Source organism: Klebsiella sp. GB_Kp056, assembly GCF_040064755.1.
Lineage (GTDB): Bacteria > Pseudomonadota > Gammaproteobacteria > Enterobacterales > Enterobacteriaceae > Klebsiella > Klebsiella quasipneumoniae.
On sequence record NZ_JBEAJA010000049.1, the window covers coordinates 14,528 to 35,776 of the forward strand.

The 21,249-nt window shown below is 55.3% G+C and carries 17 protein-coding genes and 1 other annotated feature (1 of these 18 running past the window's edge); of the genes, 5 read left to right on the forward strand and 12 right to left on the reverse strand.

Annotation, left to right across the window (positions count from 1 at the left end; genetic code table 11):
• Nucleotides 1-24: 24 nt before the first annotated feature.
• The 6 genes from ABLV52_RS12285 to dnaK form a co-directional block, all read right to left on the reverse strand.
• Nucleotides 25-1,293 carry a cytoplasmic protein gene (locus ABLV52_RS12285; RefSeq protein WP_348890441.1) on the reverse strand — a complete coding sequence of 423 codons (1,269 nt, stop codon included), beginning with the start codon at nucleotides 1,291-1,293 and terminating at the stop codon, nucleotides 25-27.
• Between the two features lie 27 nt (nucleotides 1,294-1,320).
• Nucleotides 1,321-2,520 carry an anaerobic sulfatase maturase gene (locus ABLV52_RS12290; RefSeq protein ID WP_348890448.1) on the reverse strand — a complete coding sequence of 400 codons (1,200 nt, stop codon included), beginning with the start codon at nucleotides 2,518-2,520 and terminating at the stop codon, nucleotides 1,321-1,323.
• 99 nt (nucleotides 2,521-2,619) lie between these two features.
• A complete protein-coding gene (locus tag ABLV52_RS12295; protein WP_275257082.1) occupies nucleotides 2,620-4,113 on the reverse strand; it encodes a sulfatase-like hydrolase/transferase in 1,494 nt (497 codons plus the stop codon).
• A gap of 20 nt (nucleotides 4,114-4,133) precedes the next feature.
• Nucleotides 4,134-4,901: an outer membrane protein OmpK gene (locus tag ABLV52_RS12300; RefSeq protein ID WP_023291918.1), complete on the reverse strand. Its 768-nt coding sequence runs from the start codon at nucleotides 4,899-4,901 to the stop codon at nucleotides 4,134-4,136.
• Nucleotides 4,902-5,503: 602 nt separating this feature from the next.
• Complete coding sequence (dnaJ, locus tag ABLV52_RS12305) at nucleotides 5,504-6,637, reverse strand: molecular chaperone DnaJ (protein WP_002887955.1); 1,134 nt, start codon at nucleotides 6,635-6,637, stop codon at nucleotides 5,504-5,506.
• Between the two features lie 87 nt (nucleotides 6,638-6,724).
• Nucleotides 6,725-8,641 (reverse strand): molecular chaperone DnaK, encoded by a 1,917-nt coding sequence (dnaK, locus tag ABLV52_RS12310; protein WP_023291917.1) that lies wholly within the window; start codon nucleotides 8,639-8,641, stop codon nucleotides 6,725-6,727.
• Nucleotides 8,642-9,037: 396 nt separating this feature from the next.
• Between dnaK and ABLV52_RS12315 the strand changes: the two genes are divergently transcribed.
• From ABLV52_RS12315 to satP, 3 genes are all read left to right on the forward strand, one after another.
• Nucleotides 9,038-9,442: a DUF2541 family protein gene (locus ABLV52_RS12315; protein WP_171879320.1), complete on the forward strand. Its 405-nt coding sequence runs from the start codon at nucleotides 9,038-9,040 to the stop codon at nucleotides 9,440-9,442.
• A gap of 28 nt (nucleotides 9,443-9,470) precedes the next feature.
• Nucleotides 9,471-10,220: an acidic protein MsyB gene (gene msyB / locus ABLV52_RS12320; RefSeq protein WP_032452396.1), complete on the forward strand. Its 750-nt coding sequence runs from the start codon at nucleotides 9,471-9,473 to the stop codon at nucleotides 10,218-10,220.
• Between the two features lie 88 nt (nucleotides 10,221-10,308).
• Complete coding sequence (satP, locus tag ABLV52_RS12325) at nucleotides 10,309-10,875, forward strand: acetate uptake transporter (RefSeq protein WP_348890442.1); 567 nt, start codon at nucleotides 10,309-10,311, stop codon at nucleotides 10,873-10,875.
• 55 nt (nucleotides 10,876-10,930) lie between these two features.
• Here satP and ABLV52_RS12330 read toward each other — a convergent pair whose 3' ends face one another.
• The 3 genes from ABLV52_RS12330 to tal all read right to left on the reverse strand — a co-directional run bounded on the left by ABLV52_RS12330 (nucleotide 10,931) and on the right by tal (nucleotide 13,992).
• The gene (locus tag ABLV52_RS12330) at nucleotides 10,931-12,232 is read right to left on the reverse strand and encodes an MFS transporter (RefSeq protein ID WP_023291913.1); all 1,302 of its coding nucleotides are present in this window, start codon (nucleotides 12,230-12,232) and stop codon (nucleotides 10,931-10,933) included.
• A 119-nt stretch (nucleotides 12,233-12,351) separates the two neighbouring features.
• Nucleotides 12,352-12,939, reverse strand: a complete 588-nt coding sequence (gene mog, locus ABLV52_RS12335) for a molybdopterin adenylyltransferase (protein WP_023291912.1) — start codon at nucleotides 12,937-12,939, stop codon at nucleotides 12,352-12,354.
• A 99-nt stretch (nucleotides 12,940-13,038) separates the two neighbouring features.
• Entirely contained in the window at nucleotides 13,039-13,992 is a 954-nt protein-coding gene (gene tal, locus ABLV52_RS12340; RefSeq protein WP_004204228.1) for a transaldolase, read from the reverse strand.
• A gap of 202 nt (nucleotides 13,993-14,194) precedes the next feature.
• Between tal and ABLV52_RS12345 the strand changes: the two genes are divergently transcribed.
• Both ABLV52_RS12345 and yaaA read left to right on the forward strand, forming a co-directional pair.
• The gene (locus ABLV52_RS12345) at nucleotides 14,195-15,625 is read left to right on the forward strand and encodes a sodium:alanine symporter family protein (protein WP_085551417.1); all 1,431 of its coding nucleotides are present in this window, start codon (nucleotides 14,195-14,197) and stop codon (nucleotides 15,623-15,625) included.
• A gap of 77 nt (nucleotides 15,626-15,702) precedes the next feature.
• Nucleotides 15,703-16,476 (forward strand): peroxide stress protein YaaA, encoded by a 774-nt coding sequence (gene yaaA / locus ABLV52_RS12350; RefSeq protein ID WP_032452393.1) that lies wholly within the window; start codon nucleotides 15,703-15,705, stop codon nucleotides 16,474-16,476.
• A 49-nt stretch (nucleotides 16,477-16,525) separates the two neighbouring features.
• On the opposite strand, the gene thrC is transcribed toward yaaA, so the two are convergent.
• Genes thrC through thrA form a run of 3 tightly spaced genes read right to left on the reverse strand, consistent with a single transcriptional unit; the run spans nucleotide 16,526 to nucleotide 21,203 of the window.
• Nucleotides 16,526-17,806 (reverse strand): threonine synthase, encoded by a 1,281-nt coding sequence (thrC, locus tag ABLV52_RS12355; RefSeq protein WP_002887863.1) that lies wholly within the window; start codon nucleotides 17,804-17,806, stop codon nucleotides 16,526-16,528.
• 3 nt (nucleotides 17,807-17,809) lie between these two features.
• Complete coding sequence (gene thrB / locus ABLV52_RS12360; protein WP_002887853.1) at nucleotides 17,810-18,739, reverse strand: homoserine kinase; 930 nt, start codon at nucleotides 18,737-18,739, stop codon at nucleotides 17,810-17,812.
• Nucleotide 18,740: 1 nt separating this feature from the next.
• On the reverse strand, nucleotides 18,741-21,203 hold the full coding sequence (thrA, locus tag ABLV52_RS12365) for a bifunctional aspartate kinase/homoserine dehydrogenase I (RefSeq protein WP_023291908.1): 2,463 nt from the start codon (nucleotides 21,201-21,203) through the stop codon (nucleotides 18,741-18,743).
• 25 nt (nucleotides 21,204-21,228) lie between these two features.
• Nucleotides 21,229-21,249: a sequence feature (Thr leader region), on the reverse strand (it continues 97 nt past the right edge of the window).

Consider the following 21,249-nt stretch of genomic DNA (forward strand, 5'->3'; position numbering starts at 1 on the left):
GGCCAGGCGTTGACGAAAGCAGAATTAATCGCGCAGATCGTCCCACATTTTCTGTCTTTTATTATATTCATATTTCAGACAATCCAGCGTCACGGTCACGTTCGCCGGAGACAGGCGATTTAGCTGCGGCAAAAAAGGATGCGCGTGCAGGTATTGAATAAATTTCGTCGCGCCATTTAACGTGGCGTGCCGCAGATTGGCCGTTTTTTTATTGCCGGTTAGGTTACAAACCGCCATCGCATAGTCCCGTGTAGAGAAGGTCCGCCAGACATTGTTGCGGTTCCCTCCGCCCATAAACAGGCGCGGCGGGATATCATGCAGCGGCGGCGTCATGCCTCGCTCTCTGACAAATGAGATATGGCATCGCCCCTGTTGAACCTGCTGCAAATTCGCCATCAGGCAGCCACCTAATATAAAACATTCCTGATCGATGTAGTGTTGAATATTGAGGGAGCGTGCATCTGTCAGTGTTTTGACTAATTCAAAATGGCGATAAGCCGGCAATACGGGTTTGACCAGCATTCCCGGATCGTTTTTGTATAACGCAGCCGGTCCGTAATCCACATCAAAAAGCGTTGCGCGCCGCATCGTTATCGCTTCTTTCCGTTGCACAAGATGTACCAGCGTACCGGGCGGCAGGCGCTCTTCGTAATAAGAGTGGTATTGATACTCCGTTTCAACGGGCTGGAGTGAATAATTGGTTGTTATGGATATAATCCGACCGGTAGTCTCCTCGGCGGTGACCAGCACATACAGAAAATTGTCACCGCCGTTAAATTTAACCCGAAAAGCGCGGGTACTGAGGGTAATGTCGAAAGCGGGAAAGGCAAACTCGCGTTCCGCCTGATTTGCCCTGCGGGATAACTTCTGTAATTCACGGCTTAGTCCGGTACTGTCTAACGCAAGGGCGGATCGGATATCCGCCAGCGAAGCCCCATCCTGGATGAGTGCGGCAAGATAATCCTGGCGCGGATCGGTTTTATATCTGACGGGATAAAGAAATGTTTTATGGCACTGCTGGCAGCAGACGCGTGGCTCTCCCTGCGCGGAAAAGCCATACTTTTTTAGTGAGACGCTGCCGCATCCTGGGCAGGATTTTATCAACCCTTTCCATACCCGATTTACCGACTGGCGAAAAAGATTCAGCGATCTTGCCGAAATCACAGGAAAATGAAAACCACATGCCCTGCATAACACATTTTTCCCCTGGTTCTGGTAATCCGGGCTGTTCAGCACGCCCAGATTTTTGCAGCCTGGCGTTTTGCAGCTATCGACATTAACCTGAGAAAACATGATTAACTCCCTGTGACGGTATGATTTTCAAACAAATATTGATTTTATTTCTGCCGGTGAAAAACCATTCTCATGGAGTGTTTTCATCGCACTCATGATCACTGCGCTATGAGAGAAAAACGCTTTATAGCCTGCGCACAAATAGTTGTGGTTTCTCTCGCCCGTCGCGGATTGCAAGAAGCGGTGCTTGGGGCAGCCGCCGTAGCAGGCAAATTGCCACTGACAAGAGCGACACTCCTGCGCCATTGAGTGGCTTTTATCATCACCAAACTGCTGGTTTTGCGCGCTATTATTCATCGCATGTAGCGTTGTATCCTGAATATTTCCCAGCCTGTACTGCGGATAAACAAAATGATCGCAGTTATAAACGTCGCCGTTCATCTCCATCGCAAACGCGCTGCCGCAGGTTGGCGCGAATACGCATACCTGGGGAGGCAACCCACACCAGGCGGCAAGCGTCTGTTCAAACATCTGTATGCCTATGTCGCCAATGTCTTCGCGGACCCATACATCAAAAATAGCGTTAAGAAAATGGCCAAACTGTAGCGGATCAACCGACCACGGCATCATTTTTGTTTGCCTGTCCTCAGGGTGCGCCAGCCCAAGGCCGCTCTTTTCGCTGCTTCTTTCCACCAAAGGGATAAATTGCATATAACGGCTGCCGATGCTCTTCAGATAGCGATATACCTGAAGCGGATGGCGCATATTGCTCTGATTAACAACCGTCAGCGTATTAAATTCAACGCCGTGGCGGTTCAGACATTGTATGGCCTGTTCAACTTTCGCATGCGTCGGATTTCCCGAGCGCGTAACGCGCCATTCGTCATGCAAGGCTGCATCACCGTCAATGGAAATACCGACCAGGAATTGATTGGCCCGAAAAAACTCAGACCATTGGTCGTCGATCAAAATGCCGTTCGTCTGGAAGGTATTCACAATCGTTTTTCCCGCAGCATAACGCTGCTGGAGTTCGATCGCCCGGCGATAAAAAGGCAGCCCCATCAACGTCGGTTCTCCGCCCTGCCAGGCAAAAATCACCTCATCAACCTCTTGCGCGGCAATATGTTGTTTAATGAAGCGTTCCAGCATCTCGTCTGACATTCTGTAGTTGCGCTTTCGCTCCGGGTAGAGCTTTTCCTTTTCCAGATAGAAGCAGTACTTACAATCAAGATTGCATACTGAACCTGTCGGTTTAATCATGACCTGACAGCTCTTTCTTCGCATGATCGCTATATCCATCCCAATAAAAAGAACCTGATTCAGTTTAAACACCGAATCAGGCGGGCATCGCCCTAAGTGGCATACTACGGTTTTATGGTTATTCGGTTAGCCCCAGGTGACCGGCGTCGGCTTATCGCCACGGGCTTTCATTAACGAATCGTTATCGATGTCTGCTTTATACTTCAGGAACTTATCGTACAGTTGTTTCTCAATATCCGGCCGTTTGCCAATCTGATTGAGCGTTTCGTAACGGTCGGTCTTCAGGTTGTAGAGATACTTCGGTTTATTTGCACGATCGATGATCATCTTCCAGTCGCCATCCCTGATCGCCCACTCATCGGTTGGATCGTCCTGGAATGGCATATCAACGCCGAAGATCAACGGCTTATTACGCTCCAGCGGCTTCTGTTCCAGCAGCGGAACCAAAGACTGGCCATCGTACGTGCGATCGTTCGGGAGTGTAAAATCCATCATCTTCGCCAGCGTCGGCATCCAGTCAAGACCGGAAACCGGCGTATCCGTCACCATCCCCTGCGGCAGATGTTTGCCATATTTAATAATCGCCGGAACGCGGATGCCGCCTTCCCACAGATTATCTTTACGGCCACGCAAACCATCGGTCTCACCCGCCAGGTTCAGCTCATACACCTTACGCGCCTCACGCGTTACCGGGCCATTGTCACTGGTGAAAATCACGATGGTGTTGTCTTCTTCGCCCATTGCCTTAATTTTATCCAGCACTTTACCGACCTGAGCATCCATGTAACTGATGTTCGCGTAGTACTCCCCCGTGCCACGCCACGGTTTATCAGCCCAGTCGCCATAAAACAGGTCTGGATGCTGTTTTTGGTACGCGCTCATATATTGCGAGTACATATCGAGATATTTCTTCGGCGAAGCCAGCGGGCTGTGCACCTCAGTAAACGCGACATATAAGAAGAACGGCTTATCATCTTTCTTATTATCCAGCCAGTTCACCACTTCAGAGCTGACAAATTCACCGCTCATTTTATCTGCGCGACCAATTCGTTGCCCATTGCGTAGCCATCCTGTCGGATGCACCACCCCGTAGCGAGGACGCTCTTTGGCATTATCCAGCGTGGAATCCGTGACAAATCCCGCCGGATTCACCAGACTGTAATCAAACCCCATATCTTTTGCCTGGGGTTGATCGGTACGATCTCCACCTGCATTCAGGTGCAGTTTGCCCATCATCGCCGTGTCATAGCCCTGCTGTTTCAACAGATTGGCGATGGTCAGTTCATTACGCCCTAATGCAACATCTTTGCCTTCCGGGATCCATGAGCGAATACCGGTGCGAAATGGCATACGACCGGTTAACAGGCCCGCACGGGAGGGAGAGCACAGCGGCGCAGGCGCATAATAATCGGTGAATTTCACCCCTTCCTGCGCCAGTTTGTCGATATTCGGGGTTTTGACAATGGGATGTCCATAAGTTGCAAGATCGCCATACCCTAAATCATCAGCCAGAATAATAACCAAATTAGGGCGCTTTTCTGTTGCGGCATGTGCTGTTGACAGCGCGCTCCCGGCACATAGCGCCAGCCCAATCATACTGGCAACAACTGTTCTTTTCATTTTAACTCCTTTGACATTTTTTAAAATTCATACCCAACCATATAAATCATTTGATCGCCAAAGCCGTCATAACCTAATTTGTTTTTAAAATAACGCCAGGTTACCGTTGCCTTCCAGCGAGGATAAAACTTCCAGGCCAGCGTTAAACCGCCATTAATGCCATAATCACCGTGTTGCTGTTCCGCGTAGGCATCATTTCGCTCAAATTCAATTTCATTCCAGTCTGACAGAACAAATTTCTCGTCAAACAGTGTGAAGTTATAAGCTGCCGTCCAGCCCAGCACATACCCGTTCCAGCCGCTTGTTTGCCCATATTTTGGTGAAACATAATCACCCGACTCATTGTGGAGTCCGAGGTAAGGTTTAAAGAATCCCCATTTCCCGGACCATCCCAGATAACCAAGACCATAAAACATGTCCAGATCATCCCCCCACGTATTTTCCCACTGGCCATAAATCTTGCCAAAGAGCGTATAATCAGAGCCAAAAAGGCGAACATGCGTCATCGCTGAAACCGTATGGTTACGCCCCGCGACAGAATGGTTGAGTACATTACTTTCAAAAAAAGAATAGAATTCAGCTTCTTTAAAATTGACGCCAAAATCAGCTGTGGCTTTCCAGACCTCACCACGACCTACATCGACAAAGCCGCTGTTCCAGTCAGCATAACCTGCATTAATCGATCCAAAAGAATATTGGTAGTCCAAAGATGCTTGTACGGAGTGACTAAAGCCCAAGGATGCTGCAAGTATCGTACAAGCCAATAGCGTATTTTTTATCCGAGGCATTGAAAGTATTTCCCAAAGTTATAATTCGTCCATAGACATACACTACTTTTCTGCGGCGCTTATTGTTAGCGAAACACACCATCAAAATAGTGATGAAAATCTCATATCAAAAGGGACGATGGGTATTATCAGGCATGTGTCAAAATATGTTGTTTTAGTGAGGGTAAGTTATTATTTATAAATATCCGGCACGATCATAACGCACTTGTCTGTTACCTATTTTTGTCATAACTGGCGCGCAAGGACGTTATTGATTTGAGCGACGTCCGACAATACCCATTTGGGCAACCACAGATGAAACGTTCGGGCTTTATCCTGGATGATTAAGACATAATGCCCCAGCAACATCGAAATGACCAGACCATCAATTATTCATATAATAAATAATAAAGCCCTATTGAGATTAACTGCACATATATTAAATGCATGTAGGTTATGCCATGAGGGAAAAATAAATCAATGGGAAGAACGCTGTTAATACTCCTGATTCAATCAAATAAACATTCTGAATCAAAGAGTTAAATTAATGGGTGCATCAAGAAGAAATAAAAAAGCCTGAGATTTCTCAATCTCAGGCATTTTATCAGCAATGACGGAAATGATTAACGAGTCAAATCATCAAAAAACTTCTTCACACCGTCAAAGAAGCTTTTCGAACGCGGGCTGTTGTTTTCCCCGGTCGGGCCGCCGAAGCTTTCCTGCAGCTCCTTCAGCAGCTGCTTCTGCTTCTCGTTCAGCCCCACCGGCGTCTCCACCACCACCCGGCACAGCAGATCGCCCTGCGCGCCGCCGCGAACGGATTTCACGCCTTTCCCACGCATCCGAAACAGCTTGCCGGTCTGGGTTTCACCCGGAATTTTCAGGTTGACGCGACCGTCGAGCGTCGGGACCTCAATCTCACCGCCCAGCGCAGCCATGGTGAAGTTGATCGGCACTTCGCAGTACAGGTTATTACCTTCACGCTCAAAGATAGCGTGCTGCTTCACCTGAACCTGAACGTACAGATCCCCTGCCGGTGCGCCATGCTCGCCGGCTTCGCCTTCGCCCGCCAGACGGATCCGGTCGCCGGTATCCACGCCCGCCGGGATTTTAACCGACAGGGTTTTGGTCTTCTCAACGCGGCCGTGACCATGACATTTATTGCACGGATCTTTAATCAGCGTACCGCGTCCCTGACAGTGCGGACAGGTCTGCTGTACTGCAAAGAAACCCTGACGCATCTGTACCTGGCCCGCGCCATGACAGGTCGGACAGGTCTGCGGTTTGCTGCCTGCTTTGGCGCCGCTGCCGTGGCAGACGTCGCACTCTTCCAGCGTCGGAATACGGATCTCTTTGGTGACGCCACGAACCGCTTCTTCCAGCGTCAGCTCCATGTTGTAACGGAGATCGGCGCCACGCGCCGCGCGCTGCCGGCCACGTCCGCCGCCAAAGATATCGCCGAAAACATCGCCAAAGATATCGCTGAAGTCCGCACCGCCGCCAAAACCGCCGCCGCCGCCCATGCCGCCCTGCTCAAAGGCCGCATGGCCGTACTGATCGTAGGCCGCACGCTTCTGGGCATCAGTCAGGATTTCATACGCTTCTTTGATTTCTTTAAATTTGGCTTCGGCCTCTTTATCACCCTGGTTGCGGTCCGGGTGATACTTCATGGCCAGGCGCTTATAAGCCTTTTTGATTTCACGCTCTTCCGCTGTTTTGGAGACGCCTAAAATCTCGTAGTAATCTTGCTTTGCCATCGGTGTTTTTCAGCCCCTTAACATGCGTGCACGGGCGGAGAGGAAACCTCTTCGCCCGTGCCAGTGTTTTACCCGTTCAAAGGGCGATTATTTTTTATCTTTCACTTCTTCGAACTCAGCGTCGACAACATCGTCGTCTTTCGCGTTGCTCGCCTGAGCGTCAGCGGAACCCGCCTGCTGCTGCGCATGCTGCTGCTGGGCGATTTCCATCAGCTTCTGGGAAACCTGCGCCAGCGCCTGCATTTTCGCTTCGATGTCCGCTTTGTCTTCACCTTTCAGCGAAGTTTCCAGCGCGGTCAGCGCAGACTCGATGGCAGTTTTGTCGTCAGCCGGCAGTTTATCGCCTGCTTCTTCAACCTGCTTGCGAGTGCTGTGCAGCAGATGGTCGCCCTGGTTACGGGTCTGTACCAGCTCTTCGAACTTACGGTCAGATTCGGCGTTAGCTTCCGCTTCGCGAACCATTTTCTGAATTTCTTCTTCATTCAGACCGGAAGACGCTTTGATGGTGATCTTCTGCTCTTTACCGCTGTTTTTGTCTTTCGCGGAGACGTGCAGGATACCGTCAGCATCGATGTCAAAGGTCACTTCGATCTGCGGCATGCCACGCGGCGCCGGGTTAATACCATCCAGGTTGAACTGACCCAGAGATTTGTTATCAGACGCGCGTTTACGCTCACCCTGCAGCACATGGATGGTAACCGCGGACTGGTTGTCTTCAGCGGTAGAGAACACCTGGCTGTGCTTGGTCGGGATAGTGGTGTTTTTGCTGATCAGCGCAGTCATCACGCCGCCCATGGTTTCGATACCCAGCGACAGCGGGGTCACGTCGAGCAGCAGAACGTCTTTCACATCACCGGTCAGTACACCGCCCTGAACGGCAGCGCCGATCGCCACGGCTTCGTCCGGGTTAACGTCTTTACGCGGTTCTTTACCAAAGAACTCGGCCACTTTCTTCTGCACCATCGGCATACGAGTCTGACCACCAACGAGGATGACGTCGTTGATATCGGAAACGGACAGACCGGCATCCTGCAGGGCTACTTTCAGCGGCTCGATGGAACGGTTAACCAGGTCTTCTACCAGGCTTTCCAGTTTCGCACGCGTCACTTTGATGTTCATGTGTTTCGGACCGGTCGCGTCTGCCGTGATGTACGGCAGGTTAACGTCGGTCTGCTGAGCAGAAGACAGTTCAATCTTCGCTTTCTCAGCGGCTTCTTTCAGGCGCTGCATCGCCAGCGGGTCGTTGCGCAGGTCAATGCCCTGATCTTTCTTAAATTCATCAACGAGGTAGTTGATCAGACGGGTATCGAAGTCTTCGCCGCCCAGGTGGGTATCACCGTTGGTCGCCAGTACTTCGAAGGTTTTTTCGCCATCAACTTCGTCGATTTCGATAATAGAGATATCGAAAGTACCACCACCGAGGTCGTAAACCGCGATCGTGCGGTTGCCCACTTCTTTATCCAGACCGTACGCCAGCGCGGCCGCGGTCGGTTCGTTGATGATACGTTTGACTTCCAGACCGGCGATACGGCCAGCATCTTTAGTTGCCTGACGCTGCGCATCGTTGAAGTAAGCCGGTACGGTGATAACCGCTTCAGTTACCGGTTCACCCAGGTAATCTTCAGCCGTTTTCTTCATTTTTTTCAGCACTTCAGCAGAGATCTGCGGCGGTGCAGTTTTGGTGCCCTTCACATCCAGCCATGCGTCGCCATTGTCTGCGGCAACAATTTTGTATGGCATGATAGAAACGTCACGCTGAACTTCTTCGTCCTGGAAGCGGCGGCCAATCAGGCGTTTAATCGCAAACAGGGTGTTTTGCGGGTTTGTCACTGCCTGACGTTTAGCCGGCTGACCAACCAGAGTTTCACCATCCTGGGTATAGGCAATGATAGAAGGCGTGGTGCGATCGCCTTCGGCGTTCTCCAGCACGCGTGCAGTAGTGCCATCCATAATCGCTACACAAGAGTTGGTAGTACCCAGGTCGATACCAATAATTTTACCCATCTAAACGTCTCCACTAAAAATTCGATCAACATGTGGTTGTGAACCTGTAATAAGGGCGAAACGTGCGGTTTCAACTGCCCAGACATCATTTTTTTTCAGGTTCTTCACTGCGGTTGACTACAAGATGGGGTCGCCCACCCCGGCATCAAGGGGCAAGCAGAAAAATTTTTTGTCGGAGGCCAGCCGACGCCCTCGCCCGCTGCCGTCGATGGCTTAGCAAACGATGTTGCCGGGCGGCAAAAAAGATGGCGAAACACCCATACAAGTAACGAATAAAAAAACCGAATATATTCATAATATCATTGACATAAAACGCAATACTTGTGCGCTAAAAGCCCCGTTTTCGCAGTGATAAGATCCCCGCCCTCGCACTTTACTTATTCAGGGGACAGATTAATGAAATCACTATTCCGGCTTTCAGCGGGGCTTATCCTTAGCGTGTCAGTTATTACCTCGGCGGCCGCCAACGACCATAAGATCCTCGGCGTGATAGCCATGCCGCGCAATGAGACCAACGATCTGACGCTGAAGCTCCCCGTCTGCCGGGTGGTCAAACGTCTTCAGCTCAGCGCCGAACGCGGCGATATTCAGCTCTCCGGAGCAACGGTCTACTTTAAGGCCAGCCACGGCGCCAGCCACACCCTGAACGTGCCCGCCGGGATCAAAGAGGGCCACACCACCGGCTGGATCTCCCTCAACAGCGATAACGACAACAAGCGCTGTGTGAAAAAAATCGCCTTCTCCGGCCACACGGTCAACTCCTCAGATATGGCCTCACTGAAAATTATCGGCGACGACTAACGTCGTCCCCTGCCCGAGAGAAAACGTTATGCATATTAACTATCTGGATGATGACGATCTCGCCTTTCTGCCTGAGTGCAGCGAGGCGCATCTGGAAGCGTTTACCCGTATTCTGACCCACGGGGAAAATGGCAAACCCCGTCTCTCCAGTACGCTGCTGCGCAACGAGACCTTTCTGTCTATGGAGGGCCACCCGGAGCGCTATCGCCGCAACTGGCAGTTGATCGCCGGCGAGCTACAGCATTTCGGCGGCGACAGCATCGCCAATACGCTGCGCCGCCATGGCAAATTTTATCGCGCCATCCTGCTGGATGTGTGTAAAAGGCTAAAGGCGAAGGTCGATAAACAGATGACGACGCCGCAGATCGAGCAACAGTTGTTGACGCATTTTCTGCAGCACAGCTGGAATAAGCTGGATGAGGAACAAAAAACGCAGTTTCTCGCCGCGGTGGAGTGCCGGAGTCATGAGCTGGAAAGCCTGCTGCCCCATCTGTTGAGGCGCCGCAAGCTGAGTGAAGGCGTTGCCCTGCTACTCGATGAGCGGTTAACCGCCATTCTGCGCACGCACGCCGCCGTGAGCGTCATCGGCCATGGCCTGGTACGCGGCGCCGGGCTGGGGGGGCCGCTTGGCGCCGCGCTGAACAGCGTGAAAGCGGTAAGCGGCAGCGCTTATCGGGTCACCATCCCCGCGGTTCTGCATATTGCCTGTTTACGACAAATGCTCCACTCGTCGTCGGGCGCAACTGAAATTGGTGAAAAATACCCCGCCAGATCATAGACAGCCTTTCCGCGCCTCATTATTATGCCGCGCCCCGCCGCCAAGTCGCGGGGTAATGCTTCCCTTTTAATGATAATTTTGAGGAATTATGGGCAACACTAAGTTGGCTAATCCGGCACCGCTGGGCCTTATGGGCTTCGGCATGACCACTATTCTGCTTAACCTGGCGAATAGCGGCCTGTTCGCATTCGATGTAGCTATCCTGGCGATGGGCATTTTTTACGGCGGCATTGCGCAAATTTTTGCCGGCCTGCTGGAATACAAAAAAGGCAACACCTTTGGCTTGACCGCTTTTACCTCCTACGGCAGCTTCTGGCTGACGCTGGTTGCTATTCTCCTGATGCCGAAAATGGGCCTGGCTGATGCGCCGAACGCGCACTTCCTCGGCATGTATCTCGGCCTGTGGGGTATTTTTACGTTGTTCATGTTCTTCGGTACGCTGAAAGCCGTACGCATGCTGCAGTTCGTGTTCCTGAGCCTGACGGTGCTGTTTGCGCTGCTGGCGATTGGTCATCTGCTGGATAACGAAGGCATCGTGAAAGTTGCCGGCTGGATCGGCCTGGTTTGCGGCGCCAGCGCCATTTACCTGGCGATGGGCGAAGTGCTGAACGAGCAGTTCGGCCGCACCGTGCTGCCGATCGGCGAACCGCGTTAATCTTCCGCCGCCGCCCTGTAACAGGGCGGCGGCTGGTCATCATCGGCAAACCTGCTTAGCGCTGCAGCTCCCCTTCCGGCAACCTCGCCGCCGTCAGCCCCTGACGCAGCCAGATACCTAATCCCAGCCCCATCAGCGACAAGGCCAGCACATACCAGGCCGGGGCCATCGGCGACACCCCCATCAGCATCGTGACGGCAATTGGCGTCAGGCCGCCAAAAATCGCGTACGACAGATTGTAGGAAAAGGAGATGCCGGTGAAGCGCACTTCCGCCGGGAAGGCCCGCACCATAACATAAGGCACCGCCCCCACCACGCCCACACAGAGTCCCACCGTGCCGTAGAGCAGAAACAGCCGCTGCGGGCTGGCGCCAGACAGGTGGTAAAACGCCCAGCTGGCAACCGCCAGCAGCAGGCTGCCGACGATAAAGGTGCGGCTGGCGCCGAAGCGGTCCGCCGCCAGCCCGGCGAGCAGACAGCCGATGCACAACATAATCGTGGCGATGCTGTTGGCCTGCAGGGTTATCGCCGGGGCGAAGCCATAGTGTTTCTGCAGCCAGACCGGCGACATCAGGATCACCACCACCACGCCTGCCGACAGCAGCCAGGTCAGCAGCATAGAGACCGCCACCGCCTTCTGGTGCTTGAGGACGACCGCTTTTACCGGCAGCTCCTGCGCCAGCGCTTTGCGCTGCTGCATCTCAAGAAAAATCGGCGTCTCCTGCAGCCAGCGGCGCAGATACATCGCCACCAGACCAAATACGCCTCCCAGCAGGAAGGGGATCCGCCAGCCGCCGTCGTGGATCCCCTGCGGCGTCAGGCTGGTGTTGATAAGCGTCGCTACCACCGATCCCAGCAGGATGCCTACGGTCAGGCCGGCCGTCAGCGTGCCGCAGGCGATACCAATGCGTTTTTCCGGAACATGCTCGGCGACAAACACCCAGGCGCCAGGCACCTCGCCGCCGATCGCCGCCCCCTGCAGAATACGCATCAACAGCAACAGCAGCGGCGCGACGATGCCCACCGAGCTGTAGGTCGGCAACAGACCAATCGCCAGGGTCGGCAGCGCCATCAGCAGGATGCTGAGGGTAAACATTTTCTTGCGGCCAACCAGATCGCCAAAATGGGCCATGATGATCCCCCCCAGCGGACGCGCCAGGTAACCGGCGGCGAAAATGCCAAAGGTCTGTACCTGGCGAAGCCATTCCGGAATATCCGCGGGGAAGAAGAGCTCGCCGACGACGGCGGCGAAGAAAACGAAGATGATAAAGTCATAAAACTCCAGCGCGCCGCCAAGGGCGGCCAGCGTCAGCGTTTTATAATCCTGGCGGTTGAGCGGTCGGTTTGCATATGACATAACGCGATTTCATCCTGAGGCGTGCAGCGTATTTTATAGTGTGTAAAGTAAACAGCACTATATCGTAAATAAAACGGCACACCATCAGCGATGCATGTTATGTCACAAATGCATCAAATTCAGGATAAAGTTTCGCGTCGGGCACTTTTGGGACGAAATGCTTCTACCACACGGCCATCGGTTTCCACATAAGGCCCCTCCAGCAACTGTACACAATAAGGTACACTTGCGAAAATACCGTGCACCAGCACGTTGCCGTCAGCATCTTTCACCCCTTCCAGGGTCTCCTGAATCGCTTTCGGTTGTCCGGGAAGATTGAGGATCAGCGCCTGCTTGCGGATCACCCCGACCTGCCGGGAAAGGATCGCCGTCGGCACAAAGTGTAGGCTAACCTGGCGCATTTGCTCGCCAAAGCCCGGCATCTCGCGATCGGCAACCGCCAGCGTGGCGTCGGGCGTCACATCGCGACGCGCCGGGCCGGTGCCGCCGGTGGTCAGCACCAGATGGCACCCCATCTCGTCAACCAGTTCGCACAGCGTTTGCTCAATAATGACCTGCTCATCCGGAATCAGGCGAGTCTGCAGTTCAAAAGGGGTGGTAAGGGCACGCGCCAGCCACTCTTCCAGTGCCGGGATGCCTTTGTCCTGATAGACGCCGCTGGAGGCGCGATCGGAAATGGAAACTAAGCCGATTCGTAAGGTATTCATGGTTATTCCGTTCAAACTGTGGCGTTAAACGAAATGATACACTGCTGCTGGCGGGACAGACAGTGTAATGTGGCCGACGGGCGTCGGCCACCTGCGGGATTACAGCAGTTCGCCGATCATTTTTTCCAGTTTTTCCTGGTCGATCGCAAACTTACGGATACCTTCCGCCAGTTTGTCTACCGCCATCGGATCCTGGTTATGCTGCCACAGGAACTCAGATTCGGTAATACGCTCCGGACGCGCTTTCACTTCACCGGTATACACCAGTTTACGCTCAACGGCGCCTTCGCTTTCGGACAGCTCTTTCAGCAGCGCCGGGGCGATGGTCAGGCGGTCACAGCCAGCCAGTTCCAGAATTTCGCCAACGTTACGGAAGCTGGCGCCCATCACCACGGTTTCATAACCGTGCTGCTTGTAGTACTCGTAGATTTCGCTGACGGAAACCACGCCCGGATCTTCTGCCGGCGCGTACTCTTTCTTATCGGTGTTGGCTTTGTACCAGTCGAGGATACGGCCAACGAACGGCGAAATCAGGAAGACGCCCGCTTCGGCGCAAGCGCGAGCCTGAGCGAAGGAGAACAGCAGCGTCAGGTTGCAGTTGATGCCCTCTTTTTCCAGCTGTTCAGCGGCGCGAATGCCCTGCCAGGTGGAAGCCAGCTTAATCAGAATACGATCGTTGCTGATGCCCGCGTCGTTATACAGCTTGATGATGCGCTTGGCTTTAGCGATAGACGCTTCGGTGTCGTAGGAGAGACGCGCATCCACTTCGGTGGAGATACGGCCCGGGATCAGTTTCAGAATTTCGAGACCGATGTTCACCGCCAGCTTGTCGGAAGCATCGAGGATCTGCTGCGCGCGATCGCTGCTCTGGCTACGAGCCCAGGCCACAGCGTCGTCAATCAGCTTACGGTACTCAGGGATCTGAGCCGCGCCGAGGATCAGGGAAGGGTTGGTGGTGGCATCCTGAGGCTGATACAGCTTCATTGCCGCAATATCTCCGGTGTCAGCGACGACAGTGGTGTACTGACGCAGAGAAGTTAATTTATCCGTCATGATATATTTCTCTTAAACAGCAGTTAAGGGGATGTAACCGGTCTGCCCAGATGATAACACGCTGCCGGGTCAGCGCAACCGCCGACGAGAGAAGAGCGCAGAGTGTGATAAACTATGCAGATTAATTTGCTGAAAGCGCAAGGATTGTCACTTAATTGGTAACGCTTACACTGGCGTGCAGGCATGGACAAGAGGATGTTTAATGCCTGATTTTCTCTCATTTATCAATGAAATACTCTGGGGCTCAGTGATGATTTATCTGCTACTGGGCGCCGGTATCTGGTTTAGCTGGCAAACCCGGGGTATTCAGTTCCGTTACGTGCGCAAATTTGGCCGCAGCCTGAAAAAAAGCCTGCACCCACAGCCGGGCGGTTTAACCTCCTTTCAGGCGCTCTGTACCAGCCTTGCTGCGCGAGTCGGCAGCGGCAATCTTGCCGGCGTCACGCTGGCTATCGCCGCCGGCGGGCCCGGAGCCGTATTCTGGATGTGGGTCTCCGCCCTGCTCGGCATGGCCAGCAGCTTCGCCGAATGTTCCCTTGCCCAGCTGTATAAAGAGCGCGATAGCCGCGGGCAGTTTCGCGGCGGTCCGGCCTGGTATATGGCGCGCGGGCTCGGCATGCGCTGGATGGGCGTTCTGTTTTCGATCCTCCTGCTGCTGGCCTATGGCTTTATCTTCAATACCGTACAGGCCAACTCCGTGGCCCATGCCCTGCGCTATGCGTTCGATCTGCCGGCGGCAGTCAGCGGCGGCGTGCTGGCCGTTGTCGTTCTGCTGGCCATCCGCCGTGGTTTACGCGGCGTGGCGCGCCTGATGCAGTGGATCGTCCCCATCATGGCGCTGCTGTGGATCGCCACCAGCCTGCTTATCGGCCTGTGGCATATCACCGCCCTGCCGACGATTTTCGCCACCATCTTTCGCTGCGCCTTCGGCTGGCAGGAAGCCGCCGCCGGCGCGGTGGGCTACACCATCAGCCAGGCGCTGACCAGCGGCTTTCAGCGCGGCATGTTCTCCAATGAAGCAGGAATGGGCTCTTCGCCTAACGCCGCCGCAGCCGCCGCCTCCTGGCCGCCGCACCCGGCGGCGCAGGGTATCGTGCAGATGATTGGCGTGTTTATCGATACCATCGTCATCTGTACCGCCAGCGCGATTATCGTCATGCTGGCGCCCCACCCCGACAATGAGTATACGCTCAACGGCATCCAGGCCCTGCAGCACGCGATGAGCATGCTGGTCGGGGGCTGGGGGGCGGGTTTTATCGCTTTCATCGTGCTGCTGTTCGCCTTTAGCTCTATCGTCGCCAACTACCTGTACGCGGAAAATAATCTGGTCTTTCTGCGTCTGGATAAGCCGCGCTATATCTGGGCGCTGCGGATACTTACCGTCCTGATGGTGCTGCTGGGAACCGTGGTTAGCCTGCCGGTCGTCTGGCAGAGCGCGGATATCATTATGGCGCTGATGGCGATGACCAACCTGACGGCCATCCTGCTGCTCTCCCCGACGGTGCGGATTATCGCCAGTGATTATCTGCGTCAGCGCCAGCTGGGCATTCAGCCCACTTTCGATGCGTCGCGCTATCCTGAGATTCACCAACAGCTGGCCCCGGGCGCGTGGAATGAACTGCCGCGCGAATAGCGCGGCAATCGCAGCTATCGATCCCACCATGCACTTTTTTTGTTAAAATTCGTCGAAATTACCTGCAAGGACTGGATATGCTGATTCTGATTTCACCTGCTAAAACACTCGATTATCAAAGCCCGCTGGCAACGACTCGCTATACCCAGCCCGAACTCCTCGAGTATTCTCAACAGCTTATCAGCATCGCCCGTCAGCTGACCGCGCCGCAAATCGGCAAGCTGATGAGCATCAGCGACAAGCTGGCGGATCTGAACGCCACCCGTTTCCACGACTGGCACCCTGACTTTACGCCGCAAAATGCCCGCCAGGCGATCCTCGCCTTTAAGGGCGATGTCTACACCGGCCTGCAGGCAGAGACGCTCACCGAGGACGACTTTGACTTCGCCCAGCGACACCTGCGCATGCTCTCCGGCCTGTATGGCGTGCTGCGTCCGCTGGACCTGATGCAGCCCTACCGCCTTGAGATGGGGATCCGTCTGGAAAACCCCCGCGGCAAAGATCTGTACCAGTTCTGGGGCGAGACCATTACCGAGAAGCTGAATCAGGCGCTGCAGGCTCAGGGCGACGATATCGTCATCAACCTGGCTTCCGATGAATATTTTAAATCGGTGAAAACGCAAAAATTGCAGGGCCAGCTGATCAAGCCGGTATTCCTCGATGAGAAGAACGGCAAATTCAAAGTGATCAGCTTCTATGCCAAGAAGGCCCGTGGCCTGATGAGTCGCTACATTATTGAAAACCGCTTAACCCAGCCGGAACAGCTGAAATCCTTTAATAGCGAAGGCTATTTCTTTGATGCGGAGGCGTCGGAGAAAGGCGAACTGGTGTTTAAACGCCACGAGCAGTAAGTAAACGGTCCCCCTACGGCGTTCGACGCAACAGGGGGACGGTAAGGATTTAGCCCATCATCAGCTTACGCAGCGCGGCGAAATCCGCCGGCAGGTTGTGAGACAGCAGCGGCAGGTCGGCGCGGTCGGCCAGCTCTTTCGGCAGCGGCAGGGTCTCCTGCAGGATCTCCTCCACGCTCTCTTTGAACTTCGCCGGATGGGCGGTGCCGAGGAACAGACCGTACTCTCCCGGCTGCAGCTGATCGCGCAGCGCGCGCCAGGCAATCGCCGCGTGCGGCTCAGAGATGTAGCCGATGGCCTTCAGCTCGCGCATTGCCGCTTTGGTGGTCTCATCATCGACCGCGGCATAGCCCAGCTCGCTGAGACGCCAGATTTTACGGCGGAACAGCTCTTCGACACGCGGCCAGTTGTTCGGCTGGCTGACGTCCATGGCGTTGGACAGCGTCGCCTGGGTGGCTTTTGGCGCCCACTCGCCGCCCTGCAGATAGCGCGGAACGGTGTCGTTGGCATTGGTGGCGGCGATAAAGCGTTTGATCGGCAGACCCAGCGACTTCGCCAGCAGACCGGCGGTCAGATCGCCGAAGTTGCCGCTCGGCACGGAAATCACCAGCTGATTGCGGGCTTCCTGCGGCAGCTGCGCCGCCGCTTCGAAGTAGTAGCAGATCTGCGCCAGCAGGCGGCTGATGTTAATGGAGTTCGCCGAGTTGAGCCCCAGCGTCGCCTTCAGTTCTTCATCGTCAAACGCCTGCTTCACCAGCGCCTGGCAGGCGTCGAAGTCGCCGTCAATCGCCACGGTTTCAATGTTGCCGCCGAGAGTACAGAACAGCTTCTCCTGCAGCGGGCTGATCTTGCCGCGCGGGTAGAGGATCACTACCTTAACGTTCGGCAGTCCGTAGAAAGCATGCGCCACCGCCGCCCCGGTATCGCCAGAGGTCGCCGTGAGGATGGTGACCGGCTTATCGCCCGCGATGTGGGTCAGCATCTGCGCCATAAAGCGGCCGCCGAAATCCTTGAACGCCAGCGTGGGGCCATGGAACAGCTCCAGACAGCCGACATCCTCCTGAACCTTGCTCACCGGCGCCGGAAACGCAAACGCCGCGCGGACCCGCTGCTGCAGGACATCCTGCGGGATCTCATCGCCGATAAAGGCGGATAAAATTTTGGCGCTGCGGGTGACAAAATCCTGCGCCAGCATGTCGTCGATTTCAGTCAGGCTGAATTCCGGCAGATCGTGCGGAAAGAACAGGCCCTGATGCTTGCCAAGTCCCTGGGTAACGGCCTGCGCAAAGCTGACCTGCTCATTGTGATCTTTTAAGTTATACAGTTTCATTGGTTATCCCACTACGCGTGCGCCCGCCGTGTCCAGCCGGCAAATATGAACAAAGCCTTCCTGATTCTGCAGATAGTGCGCGCCAAGCCAGTCGGCGACGCGCTGTGCGGTGTCCGGCTTATCGCACAACGCGAACAGCGTTGGGCCAGAGCCGGAGATGCCGCAAGCCTGGGCGCCCATCTCCATGGCCGCCTGACGCGCTTCGCTAAAGCCCGGCAGCAGTTTGGTTCGGTACGGTTCGGCAATCACATCTTTCATCAATTTTGCCGCCAGCTGCGGCTGGCGGGTGTAGCAGGCGTGAATAAAGCCCGCGAGGTGGCGACCATGGGCGATACAATCCTGACGGCGGTACTGCGCCGGCAGAATCGCCCGCGCTTCGGCGGTGGATACTTTAATCCCCGGATAGGCCAGCACCCACAGCCACTCATCAAACCCGGGCACCTGCTGGCTGATAATCCCGTTCTCTTCGATCATCAACTGCATACCGCCAAGATAGCACGGCGCCACGTTGTCGTAGTGAATGCTGCCGGAGATACGCCCTTCCATCTCCCCCATCAGCGCCAGCATGCGCGTCTCGTTCAGCGGCTTACCGCAAAACTCGTTCATCGCCACCAGCGCGGCGACCACCGAGCAGGCGCTGGAGCCCAGCCCGGAGCCAATCGGCATGTTTTTTTCCAGGGTCATCGCCACCGGCACCGTTTTACCGATCTCCCGGCAAAAGCTTTCCCAGCACTGGTAAACAATGTTCTCCTGCGGCGCCGTCGGCAGTTTGCTGGCGAAGCGTCCCAGATTCTGCAGGCTGAATTGCTCCGCCGCTTCGACAGTAACGTTGTCGCCCAGCAGCGTGCCATCGACCGGCGTGACCGCCGCGCCCAACACATCAAACCCGACGCTCATATTGGCACTGGAAGCCGGGGCATATACTTTGACCATCTTAAACTCCTAACTTCCAGGAAAGGGTGCGCAGCAGGTCGGCGAAAACACCGGCCGCCGTGACGTCGTTCCCGGCACCATAGCCGCGCAGCACCAGCGGCAATGGCTGATAATAGTGGCTGTAAAAGGCCAGCGCGTTCTCGCCATTTTTGACTTTGAACAGCGGATCGTTGCCGTCAACGGCGGCAATTTTCACCCGGCAGGTACCATCCTCTTCGATATTACCGACATAGCGCAAGACTTTACCTTCATCGCGCGCCTTAGCGATCCGCGAGGCGAACGCATCATCCAGCGACGGCAGGCGGGCCATAAAGGTCTCAACATCACCGCTGGCGTCGAAGTCCGCCGGCAGCGCCGACTCGACGATAATGTCCGACAGCTCCAGTTCACGTCCGGTCTCACGGGCCAGAATCAGCAGCTTACGCGCGACATCCACCCCGGATAAATCGTCGCGCGGATCCGGCTCGGTATACCCCATCTCACGGGCCATCGCCGTCGCCGCCGAGAAACTCACGCCCTCATCCAGCTTGCCGAAAATAAACGACAGTGAGCCGGAGAGGATCCCGGAGAAATGGCGCAGTTCATCGCCGGCGTTGAGCAGGTTCTGCAGGTTCTCAATCACCGGCAGGCCAGCGCCAACGTTAGTGTCATAGAGGAACTTGCGGCGCGAGCTGCTCGCGGCGTGGCGCAGCTGATGATAGTAATCCAGCGAAGAGGTATTGGCCTTTTTATTCGGCGTGACCACATGGAAACCTTCGCGCAGGAAGTCGGCGTACTGATCGGCGACCGCCTGGCTGGAGGTACAGTCGACGATCACCGGATTCAGCAGGTGGTACTCTTTTACCAGGCGGATCAGGCGGCCAAGATTAAAGGGTTCTTTCGCCTCCGCCAGCGACTCACTCCAGTTTTCCAGATTCAGACCATGCACGCTGGTCAGCAGCGCCTGAGAGTTGGCCACGCCGCAAACGCGCAGATCGATATGTTTGCTCTTCAGCCAACTCTGCTGGCGTTTGATTTGCTCCAGCAGCGCGCCGCCGACGCCGCCGACGCCAATGACGAACACTTCGATCACCTGGTCGGTGTTGAACAGCATCTGATGGGTCACGCGCACGCCGGTGGTGGCGTCGTCATTGCTGACCACCACCGAAATGGAGCGCTCGGATGAACCCTGGGCAATCGCCACGATATTGATATTGGCGCGGGCCAGCGCGGCAAAAAACTTTGCCGAGATACCGCGCAGAGTGCGCATTCCGTCGCCCACCACCGAGATAATAGCCAGACGCTCCATAATGGCCAGCGGCTCCAGCAGCCCCTCTTTCAGCTCGAGATAAAACTCATCTTCCATCGCCCGTTTAGCACGCGCACAGTCGCTCTGCGGCACGCAGAAACTGATGCTGTACTCGGAAGAGGATTGGGTGATCAGCACGACCGAGATGCCGGCGCGGGACATGGTGGCGAAGACGCGGGCCGCCATGCCGACCATGCCTTTCATCCCCGGCCCGGAGACGTTGAACATCGCCATGTTGTTGAGGTTAGAGATGCCTTTGACCGGCAGATCGTCCTCGTCGCGGCTGGCGCCGATGAGCGTTCCCGGCGCCTGCGGGTTGCCGGTATTTTTAATCAGACATGGGATTTGGAACTGGGCGATAGGGGCGATGGTGCGCGGGTGCAGCACTTTCGCGCCAAAGTAGGAGAGCTCCATCGCCTCCTGATAAGACATCGATTTCAGCAGACGCGCATCCGGCACCTGGCGCGGGTCGCAAGTGTACACGCCGTCGACATCGGTCCAGATTTCGCAGCAGTCGGCGCGCAGGCAGGCGGCCAGTACCGCAGCCGAATAGTCGGAGCCGTTGCGCCCCAGCACCACCAGCTCGCCCTTCTCATTGCCGGCGGTAAACCCGGCCATCAGGATCATATGGTCTGCCGGGATCTGGCTGGCGGCGATGCGGCGGGTGGATTCGGCGATATCGACCGTGGATTCCAGATAGTGGCCCACCGCGAGCAGTTTTTCCACCGGGTTAATCACACTGACTTTATGACCACGGGCTTCCAGCAGACCCGCCATGATGGCGATGGAGAGCTTTTCGCCTCGGCAGATCAGCGCGGCATTGACGCTGTCCGGGCACTGACCCAGCAGGCTGATACCGTGCAGGACATGCTTAATCTGAGCAAACTCCTGCTCAACAAAGGCTTTCAGCTGGGCGAGCGGGAAAGCGGGCTGGGCGTCGGCAAGGCCCTGAAGAAGTTCGGTAAAAATGCGTTCAGCGTCGGCAATATTGGGGAGGGCATCCTGGCCGCCAATGGTCTTTTCAATCATCGCTACCAGATGGTTGGTGATCTTCGCCGGGGCAGACAGGACGGTCGCTACCTGCCCCTGCCTGGCATTACTCTCCAGAATATCGGCAACCCGCAGAAACCGTTCCGCATTTGCCACTGATGTACCGCCGAACTTCAACACTCGCATGGTTCTTACCCCTTGATCTCTTGTCAAAAAAAAAGCCCGCACTGTT